This is a genomic window from Caballeronia sp. A2-2, assembly GCF_057612605.2.
The window spans coordinates 1,186,872-1,201,189 of record NZ_CM172587.1 but is presented as its reverse complement, the minus strand read 5'-3'; the positions used below and the strand labels follow the sequence as shown (position 1 = coordinate 1,201,189).

General features: G+C 61.5%; 12 protein-coding genes. 10 read left to right on the top strand and 2 right to left on the bottom strand.

Annotated elements, in window-relative coordinates:
* Positions 1 to 48: 48 nt before the first annotated feature.
* Positions 49 to 1,305 (bottom strand): NADP-dependent isocitrate dehydrogenase, encoded by a 1,257-nt coding sequence (icd, locus tag ACZCWR_RS05655; RefSeq protein WP_487302735.1) that lies wholly within the window; start codon positions 1,303 to 1,305, stop codon positions 49 to 51.
* A 201-nt stretch (positions 1,306 to 1,506) separates the two neighbouring features.
* Between icd and ACZCWR_RS05650 the strand changes: the two genes are divergently transcribed.
* From ACZCWR_RS05650 to ACZCWR_RS05605, 10 genes are all read left to right on the top strand, one after another.
* Positions 1,507 to 2,082 carry a pseudouridine synthase gene (locus ACZCWR_RS05650; protein ID WP_487303261.1) on the top strand — a complete coding sequence of 192 codons (576 nt, stop codon included), beginning with the start codon at positions 1,507 to 1,509 and terminating at the stop codon, positions 2,080 to 2,082.
* 428 nt (positions 2,083 to 2,510) lie between these two features.
* Entirely contained in the window at positions 2,511 to 2,717 is a 207-nt protein-coding gene (locus tag ACZCWR_RS05645) for a hypothetical protein (RefSeq protein WP_487302734.1), read from the top strand.
* A 239-nt stretch (positions 2,718 to 2,956) separates the two neighbouring features.
* Entirely contained in the window at positions 2,957 to 3,427 is a 471-nt protein-coding gene (locus ACZCWR_RS05640; RefSeq protein WP_487303260.1) for a DUF192 domain-containing protein, read from the top strand.
* Between the two features lie 227 nt (positions 3,428 to 3,654).
* Positions 3,655 to 5,760: an elongation factor G gene (gene fusA / locus ACZCWR_RS05635; protein ID WP_487302733.1), complete on the top strand. Its 2,106-nt coding sequence runs from the start codon at positions 3,655 to 3,657 to the stop codon at positions 5,758 to 5,760.
* 101 nt (positions 5,761 to 5,861) lie between these two features.
* Positions 5,862 to 6,347 carry a cupin domain-containing protein gene (locus tag ACZCWR_RS05630; RefSeq protein WP_487302732.1) on the top strand — a complete coding sequence of 162 codons (486 nt, stop codon included), beginning with the start codon at positions 5,862 to 5,864 and terminating at the stop codon, positions 6,345 to 6,347.
* A 138-nt stretch (positions 6,348 to 6,485) separates the two neighbouring features.
* Entirely contained in the window at positions 6,486 to 8,144 is a 1,659-nt protein-coding gene (locus tag ACZCWR_RS05625; RefSeq protein WP_487302731.1) for an ABC transporter substrate-binding protein, read from the top strand.
* A gap of 13 nt (positions 8,145 to 8,157) precedes the next feature.
* Positions 8,158 to 9,177, top strand: a complete 1,020-nt coding sequence (locus ACZCWR_RS05620; RefSeq protein ID WP_487302730.1) for an ABC transporter permease — start codon at positions 8,158 to 8,160, stop codon at positions 9,175 to 9,177.
* Complete coding sequence (locus ACZCWR_RS05615; protein WP_487302729.1) at positions 9,174 to 10,034, top strand: ABC transporter permease; 861 nt, start codon at positions 9,174 to 9,176, stop codon at positions 10,032 to 10,034. Before ACZCWR_RS05620 ends, ACZCWR_RS05615 begins: the two co-directional genes overlap by 4 nt.
* Positions 10,031 to 12,100 carry an ABC transporter ATP-binding protein gene (locus tag ACZCWR_RS05610; protein WP_487302728.1) on the top strand — a complete coding sequence of 690 codons (2,070 nt, stop codon included), beginning with the start codon at positions 10,031 to 10,033 and terminating at the stop codon, positions 12,098 to 12,100. Before ACZCWR_RS05615 ends, ACZCWR_RS05610 begins: the two co-directional genes overlap by 4 nt.
* An 80-nt stretch (positions 12,101 to 12,180) precedes the next feature.
* A complete protein-coding gene (locus tag ACZCWR_RS05605; RefSeq protein ID WP_487302727.1) occupies positions 12,181 to 12,582 on the top strand; it encodes a hypothetical protein in 402 nt (133 codons plus the stop codon).
* Positions 12,583 to 13,425: 843 nt separating this feature from the next.
* Here the strand turns inward: ACZCWR_RS05605 and ACZCWR_RS05600 are convergent.
* The gene (locus ACZCWR_RS05600) at positions 13,426 to 14,271 is read right to left on the bottom strand and encodes an aldo/keto reductase (RefSeq protein WP_487302726.1); all 846 of its coding nucleotides are present in this window, start codon (positions 14,269 to 14,271) and stop codon (positions 13,426 to 13,428) included.
* Positions 14,272 to 14,318 lie beyond the last annotated feature (47 nt).

The window sequence follows — 14,318 nt, the reverse complement described above, 5'->3', positions numbered from 1 at the left end:
GGGCGAGAATGGAAACCCGGCGGACGTTGCGCCGGCCGGGATCAAACATCACATATTCTCGATCATCACATCCCCGAACGCCGAACACGACACCTGCACCGCGCCTTCCATCAGGCGTGCGAAGTCGTAGGTCACGCGCTTGGAGAGAATCGACTGCTCCATCGACTGGATGATGCGGTCCGCCGCCTCCGTCCAGCCAAGATGGCGCAGCATCATCTCGGCGGAAAGAATCTCCGAGCCGGGATTGACGTAATCCTTGCCCGCGTACTTCGGCGCGGTGCCGTGCGTGGCCTCGAACATCGCCACGGAGTCCGACATATTCGCGCCCGGCGCGATGCCGATGCCGCCCACCTGCGCCGCGAGCGCATCCGAGATGTAATCGCCGTTCAGGTTGAGCGTGGCGATCACGTCGTATTCGGCGGGACGCAAAAGGATTTGCTGGAGGAAGGCATCGGCGATCACGTCTTTCACCACGATATCGCCGCCCGTCTTCGGATTCTTCACCTTCATCCACGGGCCGCCGTCGATCAGTTCGCCGCCGAATTCCTTCTGCGCGAGCGCGTAGCCGTAATCGCGGAACGCGCCTTCCGTGTACTTCATGATGTTGCCCTTGTGGACGAGCGTCACCGAGCGGCGTTCATGGTCGATCGCATATTGAATGGCCTTGCGCACCAGCCGCTCCGTGCCCTCGCGCGACACGGGCTTGATGCCGAGTCCTGACGAATCCGGGAAGCGAATCTTCTTGACGCCCATTTCCTCGCGCAGAAAACGGATGACCTTCTTGGCCTCGGGCGAATCCGCCGGCCATTCGACGCCCGCGTAAATATCTTCGGAGTTCTCGCGAAAGATCACCATGTCGATCTTCTCCGGTTCGCGCACCGGCGACGGCACGCCCTTGAAGTAACGCACCGGCCGCAGGCAAACATAAAGATCGAGTTGCTGCCGAAGCGCCACGTTCAGCGAGCGGATGCCACCGCCAACCGGCGTCGTGAGCGGCCCTTTGATCGACACGAGATAGTCCTTCACGACATCGAGCGTCTCATCCGGCAGCCAGACGTCCGGGCCGTAGATTTGCGTGGCCTTTTCGCCCGCGAAGATTTCCATCCACTGAATCTTGCGCTCGCCGCCGTAGGCTTTCTCGACCGCCGCATCGACCACCTTGATCATCACCGGGGTGATGTCCACGCCCGTGCCGTCGCCCTCGATGTACGGGATGATCGGCCGATTCGAAACGTTGAGCGAGAAGTCCGCGTTGGCGGTGATCTTCTCACCGTCGGTCGGAACCTTGATGTGCTGATACGGCATGGTCTGCTCCAGGTAAGCGGGGCTTGTTGGATTGGGGAGACTGCGTTCGAATGCGGTACGAACAGCGGCGCGCAACGGCCAGAACGCCATTCTAACCATGCTCGCGCGCGGCGCGCCCGGGCGGCCGTACTCGCGCCCGGATGGATTAAGATGCCGCTTCCCGCGCCACCCTCGCTCTTTGCGTTTCATCTTCCCTTCACGATGCCGCTCATCGCCCTGAACAAACCTTTCGGCACGATCTGCCAGTTTTCGGCGCACGAGACGCGCGCGTCGCTGGGCGACTGGGTGAAGACGCCGGGCGTGTATCCCGCCGGCCGGCTCGATGCGGACAGCGAAGGCCTGCTCCTGCTCACCGACGATGGCGCGTTGCAGGCGCGCATCGCGGAGCCGAAGCACAAGCTGGTGAAGCGCTATTGGGCGCAAGTCGAAGGCGCTCCGGGCGACGCCGCGCTCGCGCATTTGGCGGCGGGCGTCGATCTGGGCGATTACGTGAGCCAGCCATGCCGCACGCGTTTCGTCGCCAAGGACGAGAGCGACCGGCTCTGGCCGCGCACGCCGCCGATCCGCTACCGCGCCGCCATCCCGGCGACGTGGATCGAGCTTGCCATCACCGAAGGCAAAAACCGGCAGGTGCGGCGCATGACAGCGGCGGTCGGTTTCCCGACGCTGCGGCTCGTGCGCGTGGCGATCGGCGCGCTCGATATTTTCGCGCTCGGTCTCGCGCCCGGCGACACGATCGAACTGCCGCCGCGCGCGCCGTGGAATGCACATCGTTGAATGGCATTCGTCAAGGTTTCATGTAATCGACTTCAAGCTGTCGATTAAAGAATATGCAAATTCATGGCACTTAGTTGCAGCAACTTAAACGTCGTGTCATGAGAAGCGGCTAATAAGCAAACGACGAAGTAAACATCGCGCAGATTTTTTATTCGCCCGCGCGAATTCTTCGTCATTTCGCGTCAACCGGCTCATCGACCGATGCGTTAAGGGCCTCAGATGCCGCGAAAAGCTATCCGGCATGAACGCACTAACCCCTTTTTGTTTGCCTGTGTGCTCCAGGCTCGCTGAAAGGTTTAAACGTTCGCAACCGAATCGATCCAAAACCGTTCGATCCGATTGTCAACCGAAAGGTGGATGGCTCGTTTACCGACATGACTCAATGACCGGGTCGTTTGGTTAAATCAACTCAAGCTGAGGATTCTCAAATGAACAAACTGATCGCTGCTCTCGTCGCTGGCCTGTTCGCAACGGCTGCTTTCGCACAAGACGCTTCGGCTCCGGCTGCTGCTGCTCCGGCAGCTGCTTCGACGGCTCACAAGTCGTCGACGCACAAGAAGTCGCACCACAAGCACTCGCACAAGTCGAAGAAGGCCGCTGCCTCGGCACCGGAAGCCGCTTCGGCAGCTCAGTAAGTTTGTTGTAAGAGGCGGTAAAGCAACGCGTTTGGCCGACAGTTCAGTCAGCATTACAACGAGCATTACCGTCGTTCTTACGGCGTTGAAGGGCAGATCGCCGCAAGGCATCTGCCCTTTTGTTTTGTCCGCGCGCATCGAGTAACATGCGCGGGGTTTCTATGAGGAGCATCGTCGTGAACTTGCTGTCGCGCGTCTCGCGCCGCCTTTCCGCTTTCAAGCATTTCAACTTCTCCGCGATGCTGCGCGCGGCCGTCATCGCGCTGACGCTTCCTTTCGCGGCGCTGCCCGCCATGCAGGCGCATGCGCAGACCATGCCGCCGGGCGCGAAGCAACCGTCCGACTTCGCTCGTGCGCGACTCACCGCGGGCATGTATGTGATCGATGCCGCCGTCGCATCGAGCGATGCCGACCGCGAGCAAGGCCTCATGTACCGCACGCATCTCGCGCCGAACGAAGGCATGCTGTTCGTCTTCGGCGAAAACGCCGTGCATTGCTTCTGGATGAAGAACACGCTCATCCCGCTGTCGATTGCCTTCATTCGCGCGGATGGCACGGTGACCGACATCGACGAGATGGAAGCGGAGACCGAGAACAACCACTGTCCGCGCAACAACGGCACCTACGCGCTCGAAATGAGCAAGGGCTGGTTCGCGGCGAAGGGCATCACGCCGGGTACGAAGATCAAGGGTTTGCCGCAGATGCAGTGAGCGTTTCCTGTTCCGCGTGAGAAGGCGTGTCTTTGGCACGCCTTTTTTTTCGTCAATCGCACGCCTGAAGCCCACGCCGAGAGGTTTCCTGCAAAGACCCTGCCAACGCGCTATCCTAAAAAGATTCGCGACGCCGCGAGCCGTTTTCAAAACGGCGCCGCACGCGCGAGCGCGTCCGTCTCTTTTTGATGGCGGATGCCAGGGCTCCATCACCACAGGAGGTTCACGTGCCCCGCAAGACTCCCATCGAGCGTTATCGGAATATCGGGATCAGCGCTCACATCGACGCCGGCAAGACCACGACGACCGAGCGCATCCTTTTCTATACCGGCGTCACCCACAAGATCGGCGAGGTGCACGACGGCGCGGCCACGATGGACTGGATGGAGCAGGAGCAGGAACGCGGCATCACGATCACCTCCGCTGCCACCACCGCTTTCTGGAAGGGCATGGCGGGGAATTATCCCGAACATCGCATCAACATCATCGATACGCCGGGGCACGTCGACTTCACCATCGAAGTCGAGCGTTCCATGCGCGTGCTCGATGGCGCGTGCATGGTCTACGACTCGGTCGGCGGCGTGCAGCCGCAGTCGGAAACCGTGTGGCGTCAGGCGAACAAGTACAAGGTGCCGCGCATTGCGTTTGTCAACAAGATGGACCGCGTGGGCGCGGATTTCTTCCGCGTGCAGCGGCAGATCGGCGACCGGCTGAAAGGCGTGGCGGTGCCGATTCAGATTCCCATCGGCGCGGAAGAACACTTTCAGGGCGTGGTCGATCTCGTCAAGATGAAGGCGATTCTCTGGGATGACGACAGCCAGGGCATCAAATTCACCTATGCCGAGATTCCCGACGAACTCGCAGACCTCGCGCACGAATGGCGCGGAAAGATGATCGAGGCCGCGGCGGAAGCAAGCGAAGAACTGCTCGAAAAGTATCTCGACGATCACGAAAGTCTGACCGAGGCCGAGATCAAGGCCGCGTTGCGCCAGCGCACCGTCGCCAATGAAATCGTGCCGATGCTGTGCGGCAGCGCGTTCAAGAACAAGGGCGTGCAAGCCATGCTCGACGCCGTGATCGACTATCTGCCCTCGCCGGTGGACGTGCCCGCGATTCTCGGCCACACCGAAGACGATGAAGAAGCGGAACGCCATCCGAGCGATGACGAGCCGTTCTCCGCGCTCGCCTTCAAGATCATGACCGACCCGTTCGTCGGGCAATTGATCTTCTTCCGCGTGTATTCGGGCGTGGTCGAATCGGGCGACACGGTCTACAACCCGGTGAAGGAAAAGAAGGAACGGCTCGGGCGCATCCTGCAGATGCACGCCAACGAGCGCAAGGAAATCAAGGAAGTGCGCGCGGGCGACATCGCGGCGGCGGTCGGCCTGAAAGAAGCGACGACCGGCGACACGCTGTGCGATCCGGCTCACATCATCATCCTCGAACGGATGATTTTCCCGGAGCCGGTGATCTCGCAGGCGGTGGAACCGAAGACGAAGGTCGATCAGGAAAAGATGGGCATCGCGCTCAATCGGCTGGCGCAGGAAGATCCGTCGTTCCGCGTCACGTCGGATGAAGAATCCGGGCAGACGATCATCTCCGGCATGGGCGAGCTGCATCTGGAAATTCTGGTGGACCGGATGAAGCGCGAGTTCGGCGTGGAGGCCACGGTCGGCAAGCCGCAGGTGGCGTATCGCGAGACGGTGCGCAACAAGGTGGAAGGCGTCGAAGGCAAGTTCGTCAAGCAGTCGGGCGGACGCGGCCAGTATGGTCACGCGGTCGTCACGCTGGAACCGGCGCCCGGCAAGGGCTATGAATTCGTCGATGCCATCAAGGGCGGCGTGATTCCGCGCGAATACATTCCGGCGGTGGACAAGGGCATTCAGGAAACGCTCAAGGCCGGGGTGCTGGCGGGTTATCCCGTGGTCGATACGAAGGTGACGCTGACCTTCGGTTCATATCACGATGTCGATTCGAACGAAAACGCCTTCCGCATGGCCGGTTCGATGGCCTTCAAGGAAGCCATGCGCAAAGCGCGCCCCGTGCTGCTCGAACCGACCATGGCCGTGGAAGTGGAAACGCCCGAGGAATTCATGGGCAACGTGATGGGCGATCTGTCGAGCCGTCGCGGCATCGTGCAGGGCATGGACGATATCGCGGGCGGCGGCGGCAAGATCGTGCGCGCGGAAGTGCCGCTGGCCGAGATGTTCGGCTATTCCACGTCGCTGCGTTCGCTCACGCAAGGCCGCGCCACCTACACGATGGAGTTCAAGCACTACACCGAGACGCCGACCAATGTGTCGGAGGCGATCATCAACTCGAAGTCGAAGTAACGCGCTGTCCTTGCGTGTACTATCGGTAATGAAGGGAAGTCCGTTGCCGCTCGTTGGTGGGCGCGACGGACTTTTTTATCCGCAGACGATAAGACTCCCATATGAGCGACCCACATCACGAGCATGTCGATTGGCGCGAGCACGGCGTCAAGGTCATCAAGGGCGATCAGCTCGACACCAACACCGCGCAGACGCCGGGCATGAACCGCGCTGCCGCCATCAACGCCGCGCGCGTGGGCGCGCAGAAGATCTGGGCGGGCACCGTCACGATCCATCCGAATGCCAAGACCGGCGCGCATCATCACGGCGCGCTGGAGAGCGTGATCTACGTGGTTCGCGGCCAGGCGCGCATGCGCTGGGGCGAACACCTCGAATTCACCGCCGAGGCCGGTCCCGGCGATTTCATCTTCGTGCCGCCGTACGTGCCGCATCAGGAGATCAACGCCAGCACCGACGAGCCGCTCGAATGCGTGCTCGTGAGAAGCGACAACGAAGCCGTCGTCGTGAATCTGAACATCGATGCGGTGGAGACGCCCGAATCCGTCTATTGGGTCGATCCGATCCACAAGCATCCACACGATCACTGAAGCGGTCACGCGACGTCGCTTTCCGATGAGCGCGGCGCGAACCTTGCTACCGATGCCCCGACGCGCCACGTTTCTGGCGCGACCGTGCTGCTCGTCTGTCGCAGGCGAGTGAACGACAACTACAACGGAATCTCTCCGATGAAACGACCATTTTCCGGCGCGCGCAATCTCGAATCCATTCGTTCGCAAGCGGGCGAACTGGGCAATCACGCTATAGACGAGTTCACGGCGGGCCGCTTGTCGCGTCGCGAATTGCTGCGCCATGCGAGCGTGCTCGGCTTTGCGTGGTCCACCGGCATGTTCGCCATGTCGGGCGCGCGCGCACAAGGCACGGCGAAACCGGGCGGCACCATCCGCATTGCGCACATGACGCCCGCGGGCGCGGTCGATCCGCTCACCGTCACGGATTCGTCGGGGCTGGCGCTCATCAACCAGACCGGCGAGTTTTTGATCGACGACGACAGCGAAAAACTGACGCTCAGGCCCGCGCTCTCTCTGTCGTGGTCATCGAATGCGAAGGGCGATGTGTGGACCTTCAAGCTGCGCCCGAACGTGAAGTTTCACGACGGCCAGACCATGACCGCGAAAGATGTCGTCGCCACCTTCAACCGTCTGTCCGATCCGAACGCGGGTTCGGCGGCGCTCTCCGTGCTCAAGGGCGTGCTGTCGAAGGATTCGGCGAAGGCGGTGGACGATCACACCGTCGAGTTTCATCTGGATGCGCCGAACGGCAACTTCCCCTACTACGTTTCTTCGGACAACTACAACGCGGTGATCCTGCCCGCGAACTTCACCGGTCCGTATGAAAAGAGCTTCATGGGAACGGGCGCGTTCAAGTTGGAGAAGTACACGCCGAAGGTCGGTGTGTCGTTCGTGCGCAATCCGGATTACTGGGGCGAGAAGGCGCTGCCCGACCGTTTGCAGTTCGCGTTCTACAACGACCAGCAAGCGCAAATTCTCGCGATGCAAGGCCGGCAAGCCGACGTGATGGGCGACTTCACCGTGCAGGCCGGCGTCGCCATGCTGACGAATCCGCAGTTCAAGGTGCTGGGAACGAAGTCGGCGTCGCATCGGCAGATGCACATGCGCTGCGACATGAAGCCGTTCACCGACAAGCGCGTGCGTCAGGCGATGGCGCTCGCCATCAACCGCGAAGTGCTGGTGAAGGGCCTGTTCCGTGGCCGCGCGGTGGTCGCCAACGACAGCCCGTTCGCGCCGGTGTTTCCGTCGAGCGATCTGAGCGTGCCGCAGCGCAAGCTCGATATCGCGAAGGCCAAGCAACTGCTCGGCGAAGCGGGTCTGCCGAATGGTTTCGATGTCACGCTCACGACCGAGAAGTACATGGAGATTCCCGACCTCGCGGTGGTGATCCAGAACGCGGCGAAGGCCATCGGCGTGCGCATCACGCTCAAGGTCGAGAGTCAGGATTTGTATTACGGCTCGGGCACCTTCGGCAAGTCGGACTGGCTGGATTCGCCGCTGGGCATCACGGATTACGGGCATCGCGGCGTGCCGAACGTGTTCCTGAACGCACCGCTCACGAGCGAAGGCACGTGGAACGCGGCGCACTTCAAGAACCCGCAATACGACAAGCTGATGGCGAATTTCGTCGCGGCGCTGGATGTGACTTCGCAGAAGAAGATCGCGGGCGATATCGAGCGATTGCTGCTCGAAGAAACGCCCGTCGCGATCCCCTACTTCTACGATCACCTGATCCTCACGCGCGCGAACGTCTCCGGCGTGCGCCACAACGCGATCTCGCAGATGTGGTTCGATCACGCGACGGTGAGCGCTTGAAGGAGCTTTTACGATGAGCACGATCACGCCCACTACCCGCGTCGGCCCGGCACGCAACGGCGGCGCGAAAGCGTGGCGCATGGTGCGCTTCGTCGGCGTGCGCGTGCTGCTCGCGCTCATCACGCTCTGGCTTTTGTCGATGATCGTCTTCGCAGGCGGCCAGTTGTTGCCGGGCGACGTGGGCCGCGCCATTCTCGGCCCGCTCGCGGATGCCCGCGCCGTCGCCGCGCTCAATCATCAGCTTGGCGTGGACCGGCCGCTGCTCACGCAATACATGGGCTGGATCGGCCATTTCCTGCGCGGCGACATGGGCCAGTCGTACGCGTTTCGTGAGCCTGTGGCGCCGTTCATCGGCAACGCGCTGTGGGCATCGGCGAAGCTCGGGGCGCTGGCGTTCGTGGTCGTGGTGCCGCTGGGCATCGCGGGCGGCGTGTATGCGGCGCTGCACGCGGGACGGTGGATCGATCGCGTCATCAGCATCGGCGGACTGACGGCGACGGTCGTGCCGGAGTTCGTGTCGTCCATCGTGCTGATCTTGATTTTCGGCATCTGGCTGCAATGGCTGCCGATCGAAGCGACCGCGCCTGCGGATGCGAACATCCTCGTGCAACTGAAGCACTTGATCTTGCCCGTGCTGCCGCTCGTGTTCGTGTTCTTCGGCTATATCGCGCGGATGGCGCGCGCGGGCACGGTCGAGGCGCTCGATGCCGACTACACGCGCACCGCCATTCTCAAGGGCTTGCCGCGCCGCGTGGTGATCCTGCGGCACGTGCTGCGCAACGCGTTGCTGCCCACCGTCACCGTCGCCGCGACGCAACTCGGCTACATGATCGGCGGGCTGGTCGTCGTGGAGACGCTGTTCCACTATCAGGGCATCGGCTCGCTGATCTACAACGCCGCGCAGGCCAAGGATTTTCCGATGCTCGAAGCCGGCGTGCTGACCATCGGCGTGATCTACACGGCGGCGAATCTGATCGCGGATGCGTTGTATGTCGTGCTGAATCCGCGTCTGCGGACGGGGGAATCGAAATGAGCACCGCCGCCGCTTCCGCACCGCTTAAACCGCGCCGCTTCGAAGCGCTCGGCGCGCTCTTGCGCTCCGGCACCTTCGATATCGGCGTGGTCATTCTCCTGTTCTGGGTCGTCTGCGCGCTGTTCGGCCATTTCTTCGTGCCGGTCGATCCGTACGCCTCCGATCCGCTCAACTCGCTCGCGCCGCCTTCGGGCGAACACTGGTTCGGCACCGATCAGCTCGGCCGCGATGTGTTTTCGCGCGTCATCATCGGGTCGCGGGACATTCTGACGATTGCGCCACTGGCGACGCTGCTCGGCACGGCGGCGGGCACGGCCATCGGCCTCGTCACCGGTTACTTCGACGGCTGGGTGGATGCCGCCATCGGCCGCATCATCGATGCCTTGCTGGCGCTGCCGCTCGTGATCGTCGCGCTGCTCGCGCTCGCGGCGGTCGGGGCGAGCAACACGACGGTGATCATCGTCATCGGCCTGACTTTCGCGCCGATCACCGCGCGCACCGTGCGCGCCGCCGTGCTCGGCGAGCGGCATCTCGATTACGTGATGGCGGCGCAATTGCGCGGCGAGAACGCGCTGTACATCATGTTCGCGGAGATTCTGCCAAACGTGCTGCCGCCGATCATCGTCGAGGCGACCGTGCGGCTCGGCTACGCGATCTTCGCGGTCGCGACGCTTTCGTTCCTCGGCTTCGGCATTCAGCCGCCTTCCGCCGACTGGGGTCTGGCGCTCTCCGAGTGCTACACGCTGATGGCGGGCGGCGCGTGGTGGACCGTCGTGTTCGATGCCGCGGCCATCGCGTCGCTGGTCGTCGGCGTGAATCTCGTCGCCGATTCCGTGCAAGGAGTGCTCGACCGATGAACGGACCGCCGCCATCGGCTTTCCCCACTTTCGGCGCCGCCAAAGGCGATCAGACCGATGCGCTGACCGTCGTCGGCCTGACGGTCGCCTACCGTTCGCGCGGACGCGAGCGCGAAGTGCTTCAGGACGTCACCTTGCGCGTGAAGCGTGGCGAGACGTATGGGCTCGTCGGCGAATCCGGCTGCGGCAAATCGACCGCCGCGCTCGCGGTGCTGCGTTATCTGCCGCGTAACGGGCGCGTGAAGTCGGGGCGCATCTCCATCGCCGGACACGACGTTTCTTCGCTCAACGACGACGCCTTGCGCGAGATGCGCGCCAACGCGGTGTCGATGGTTTATCAGGACCCGGGGCGCGCGCTGAATCCGTCGCTGACCGTCGCGCGGCAGGTGTCGGAGGCGTTCGAGTTGTCGGGTGCATCGGCGCAGGACGCGCTGGAACGCACGGCGGATATGTTGCGGCGGGTGCGGATCGCATCGCCCGAGCGGGTGATGGAGAGTTATCCGCATCAATTGTCGGGCGGCATGCAGCAGCGCGTGGTCATCGCGATGGCGCTGGCGTGCAATCCCGAACTGCTGATCCTCGACGAACCCACCACTGGGCTTGATGCCACCGTCGAAGCCGAAGTGCTCGATCTGATCGCGCAATTGCGTGACGAATTCGGCATGGCGGTGCTGTTCATCAGCCATAACCTCGCGGTGATCGGGCGCATGTGCGACCGCGTCGGCGTGCTGTACGCGGGCAAGCTGGTGGAAGAAGGCGCGACCGTGGATGTGTTCGCGAAGCCGCGTCATCCCTATACGGTTGGCTTATTGCGATGCCTGCCGCGCGAAGGCCGCAGCAAGGAAACGGGCCGGCTCGACACGATTCCCGGCTCGCTGCCGTTGCCGGGATCGGTGACGCAGGGCTGCATCTTCGCCGCGCGCTGCAAGCTCGCCGACGAGCGATGCCTCAAGGATGCGCCGCCGCCCTATCGCATCGCCGCGATGAATGGCGATCAGATGGCGCGCTGCCATTACCACGAGCGTGCCGAATCCTTGCCGCGTTCGACCGACGAAGCGCCGGTTCCCGTCACGCGTGAAATGGAGACGACGCTTGCGCTGTCGGCGCGAAACCTCTCCAAGACCTTCCATGTCGGCGATGAAGAAGTGCGCGCCGTGCACGATGTGTCGCTCGATCTCGTTCAGGGCGAGACGCTTGGATTGGTCGGTGAATCCGGCAGCGGCAAGACGACGCTGGCGAAGCTGCTGCTGGGTCTCGTCGCACCGGACAAGGGCGCGGAGTTACGGCTCGATGGCAAGAACCTGCCCGAGCGCGTGACGCAGCGCAGCGGCGAGCAGGTGAAGTCGTTGCAGATCGTGTTTCAGAACCCTGATTCGGCGTTGAACCGCGCGCATTCGGTGCGGCAACTGATCGCGCGGTCGCTGTCGAAGCTGGCTTTATTGCATGGCGAGGCGAAGGAAGCGCGCTTGCATAAGTTGACCGAGGCGGTGCGTTTGCCGGAACGCTATCTCACTCAGCGCACGCGGCAATTGTCGGGGGGATTGAAGCAGCGCGTGGCGATTGCGCGGGCGTTCGCGGGCGACCCTCGCGTGGTCGTGTGCGATGAACCGACTTCGGCGCTCGATGTTTCGGTGCAGGCCGCCATTCTCAATTTGCTGGCGGATTTGCAGCGCGAGCGGCGCGTCAGCTATGTGTTCATCTCGCATGATCTGCATGTGGTGCGGTATTTGTCGGATCGCATCGCGGTGTTGTATCTCGGGCGGATCATGGAACTGGGCGCGGCCGCTGACGTGTTCGATGGGCCGCAGCATCCTTATACCGAGGCGTTGTTGTCGTCGGTGCCATCTATCGAGGCTGCGCCTGCTGCTGGCAAGCGCATTCGTTTGTCCGGTGAATTGCCGAGCGCGGCGAATCCGCCTTCCGGATGCGTGTTTCATACGCGATGCCCGCGCAAGATCGGGGCGGTTTGCGAAACCGATGTTCCGCCTTGCCGCGATGCCGGTAATGGGCATGTGATTCATTGCCATATTCCGGTTGATGAGTTGCGTGCTTTGCAGCGGGTTTAATGGGTTTTTGGCTTGGTGCGGAACCATTGCAACGTTTGTTTGCTCTTAGCGGTTGCTTACTGTGATGAGGATGGTTGACGATGAAACCCGCACTTTGTTTTGCGCTTGCTGCGTTTTCTTCTTTGGCTTTCGGGCAGACTCCGACGCCGGTTTCTGGCGCGGGGGATCCTAGTTTTTCGGCTTATGCGCTGGCGCAGGAATGTGGCGATAAATCGGATAATGCGGCGCAGGGGCAATGTGTTGGGGCTGTGCGCGGGATTGTGCGCGGGTATCAATATGGGGTGCTGTTTTTGGCGCAACACGCGGGTGTGTCGGATGCGGAAACCAAACGGCTTTCATTATGTTTGACGGATACTCAAGTCTCTTCGCTGGTTTCGGATTTTTTGGCGGATGCGAAGGTGGTTAGTGAGAGTGATCTTCGGCGGACGCCGGCTGAGGTTGCGGTGTTGGGGTCGGTGCATTCGCATCATGCTTGTGGGTAGGGGTTTTAGTCGTGGAAGGGGCTGCTGTTGTTTGTGTTTTTATTGCAGTAGCCGCCTCCCCGGCGGGGGGGTAACTTTCTTTGCTGCTGCAAAGAAAGTCACCAAAGAAAGCAGCTTTTTAACCCATGCACGATGGCTGGAAAGTGTTGGTCTGGATTAAGCGATGCAGTGGCCGCAATAGGAGTTGCCACGCATAACGGCCGCTTAGGCAACCTTGCGATTGCGCGCTCGAATCTCTTTCGCTCAGTGGTCCGCATTCATTCTTTCGGCCATGCGCTGCGCGCGCCGAGAACGTAAGAACGGAATCCCGCAGCATGCATGTGCCCAGCCTCCTCAAACCTCCCCGCTATATCGCTATTCGGCCCTACGTTCGTTAGGGCTCCGACTAAAATGCAAAGACCAACGCGGCACCACCGCCGATCTGCGGGTTGTATCTGTGACTTCGCGTGGCCTAACTTCGAAGCGCTAACCAAGGTAGGGCCGAATAGCAATCTTGCGGGGAAGTGTGAGGAGGCTGGGCGCTGATACGCTGCGGGATTCCGTTCTAAAGCTCTCGGCGCGCGTAGCGCATGGCCGAAAGAATGAGTGCGGGCCACTAAGAGAAGATTTTTCGAGCACGTGATCGCTAGGTTGCCTAAGCGGCTCGTTAAGCGTGGCAAGTCCTATTGCGGCCACTGCATCCGTTAATCCAGACCAACCCTCTCCAGCCATCGTGCATGGTGTAAAAAGCTGCTTTCTTTGGTGACTTTCTTTGCAGCAGCAAAGAAAGTTACCCCCCCGCCGGGGAGGCGGCTACTGCAATAAAGACCCAAATAACAGCAGCCCCTTGCACGACAAAAAAACTCAAAGCATCTCAAGCCGCCGCTTAGAACCCGGCGCTCGAAATTCACTTTCAATCTCCCCCAATTCAGAATCAGAAAGCAAAACCCCAACCGCATCGCGGTTCTCGCGCACATGCGCCACATCCCCCGCTTTGGGAATAGCAAAAACCGAATCCTGCATAAGCACCCAAGCCAGCGCCACCTGAAAAACCGACACCCCACGAGCAGATGCAATCCTTTGCAAAGCCCCGCCCTTGGGAAACCGCCCATGATCCACCGGGCTATAAGCCATCGCAGGCATGCGCCTTTCCCTCATCCAAGGCAAGAGATCAAACTCAGGCCCCCGCCGCGCGACGTTATAGAGCACCTGATCCGTAGCACACCGATCCCCGCCCTCAAGCGAAAACAGTTCTTCAAGATCGGCAACATCGAAATTACTCACGCCCCAGTGGCGAATCTTCCCATCACGCCGCAAGGCTTCGAAACCGGCGACCACGCCTTCAAGATCCTCTCCACCCCGCCAATGCAAAAGATATAAATCGATGCGATCGGTATTCAAGCGTTTAAGGCTTCGCTCACAAGCCGCCTTCACCCCGCGCTCGCTCCCGTTATGCGGATAAACCTTGCTGACGATAAACAACTCATCCCGCACATCCCCAAGCGCTTCGGCGATAAGTTTCTCGCTCTCCCCATCCCCATACATTTCCGCCGTATCGATGAGCGTCATCCCAAGTTCCACGCCTGCACGAAGCGCCGCGATCTCCGCACGTCGCGAAGAGGGCCGCTCACCCATCTCCCACGTGCCCTGACCGAGCTTCGGGATCGTTTCGCCGTCAGGAAGCACAACCGTAGGCATCGCGTTCGTCATGAAAAGTCTCCTTGTCGATCGGAACGATTGTGCCGCAAGGAGCACGC

What these genes read in the sequence shown, in the direction of transcription:
- icd (WP_487302735.1), bottom strand. Translation starts at nt 1,305, where the DNA reads ATGCCGTATCAGCACATCAAGGTTCCGACCGACGGTGAGAAGATCACC.
- ACZCWR_RS05650 (WP_487303261.1), top strand. Translation starts at nt 1,507, where the DNA reads ATGCCGCTCATCGCCCTGAACAAACCTTTCGGCACGATCTGCCAGTTT.
- ACZCWR_RS05645 (WP_487302734.1), top strand. Translation starts at nt 2,511, where the DNA reads ATGAACAAACTGATCGCTGCTCTCGTCGCTGGCCTGTTCGCAACGGCT.
- ACZCWR_RS05640 (WP_487303260.1), top strand. Translation starts at nt 2,957, where the DNA reads ATGCTGCGCGCGGCCGTCATCGCGCTGACGCTTCCTTTCGCGGCGCTG.
- ACZCWR_RS05630 (WP_487302732.1), top strand. Translation starts at nt 5,862, where the DNA reads ATGAGCGACCCACATCACGAGCATGTCGATTGGCGCGAGCACGGCGTC.
- ACZCWR_RS05625 (WP_487302731.1), top strand. Translation starts at nt 6,486, where the DNA reads ATGAAACGACCATTTTCCGGCGCGCGCAATCTCGAATCCATTCGTTCG.
- ACZCWR_RS05620 (WP_487302730.1), top strand. Translation starts at nt 8,158, where the DNA reads ATGAGCACGATCACGCCCACTACCCGCGTCGGCCCGGCACGCAACGGC.
- ACZCWR_RS05615 (WP_487302729.1), top strand. Translation starts at nt 9,174, where the DNA reads ATGAGCACCGCCGCCGCTTCCGCACCGCTTAAACCGCGCCGCTTCGAA.
- ACZCWR_RS05610 (WP_487302728.1), top strand. Translation starts at nt 10,031, where the DNA reads ATGAACGGACCGCCGCCATCGGCTTTCCCCACTTTCGGCGCCGCCAAA.
- ACZCWR_RS05605 (WP_487302727.1), top strand. Translation starts at nt 12,181, where the DNA reads ATGAAACCCGCACTTTGTTTTGCGCTTGCTGCGTTTTCTTCTTTGGCT.
- ACZCWR_RS05600 (WP_487302726.1), bottom strand. Translation starts at nt 14,271, where the DNA reads ATGACGAACGCGATGCCTACGGTTGTGCTTCCTGACGGCGAAACGATC.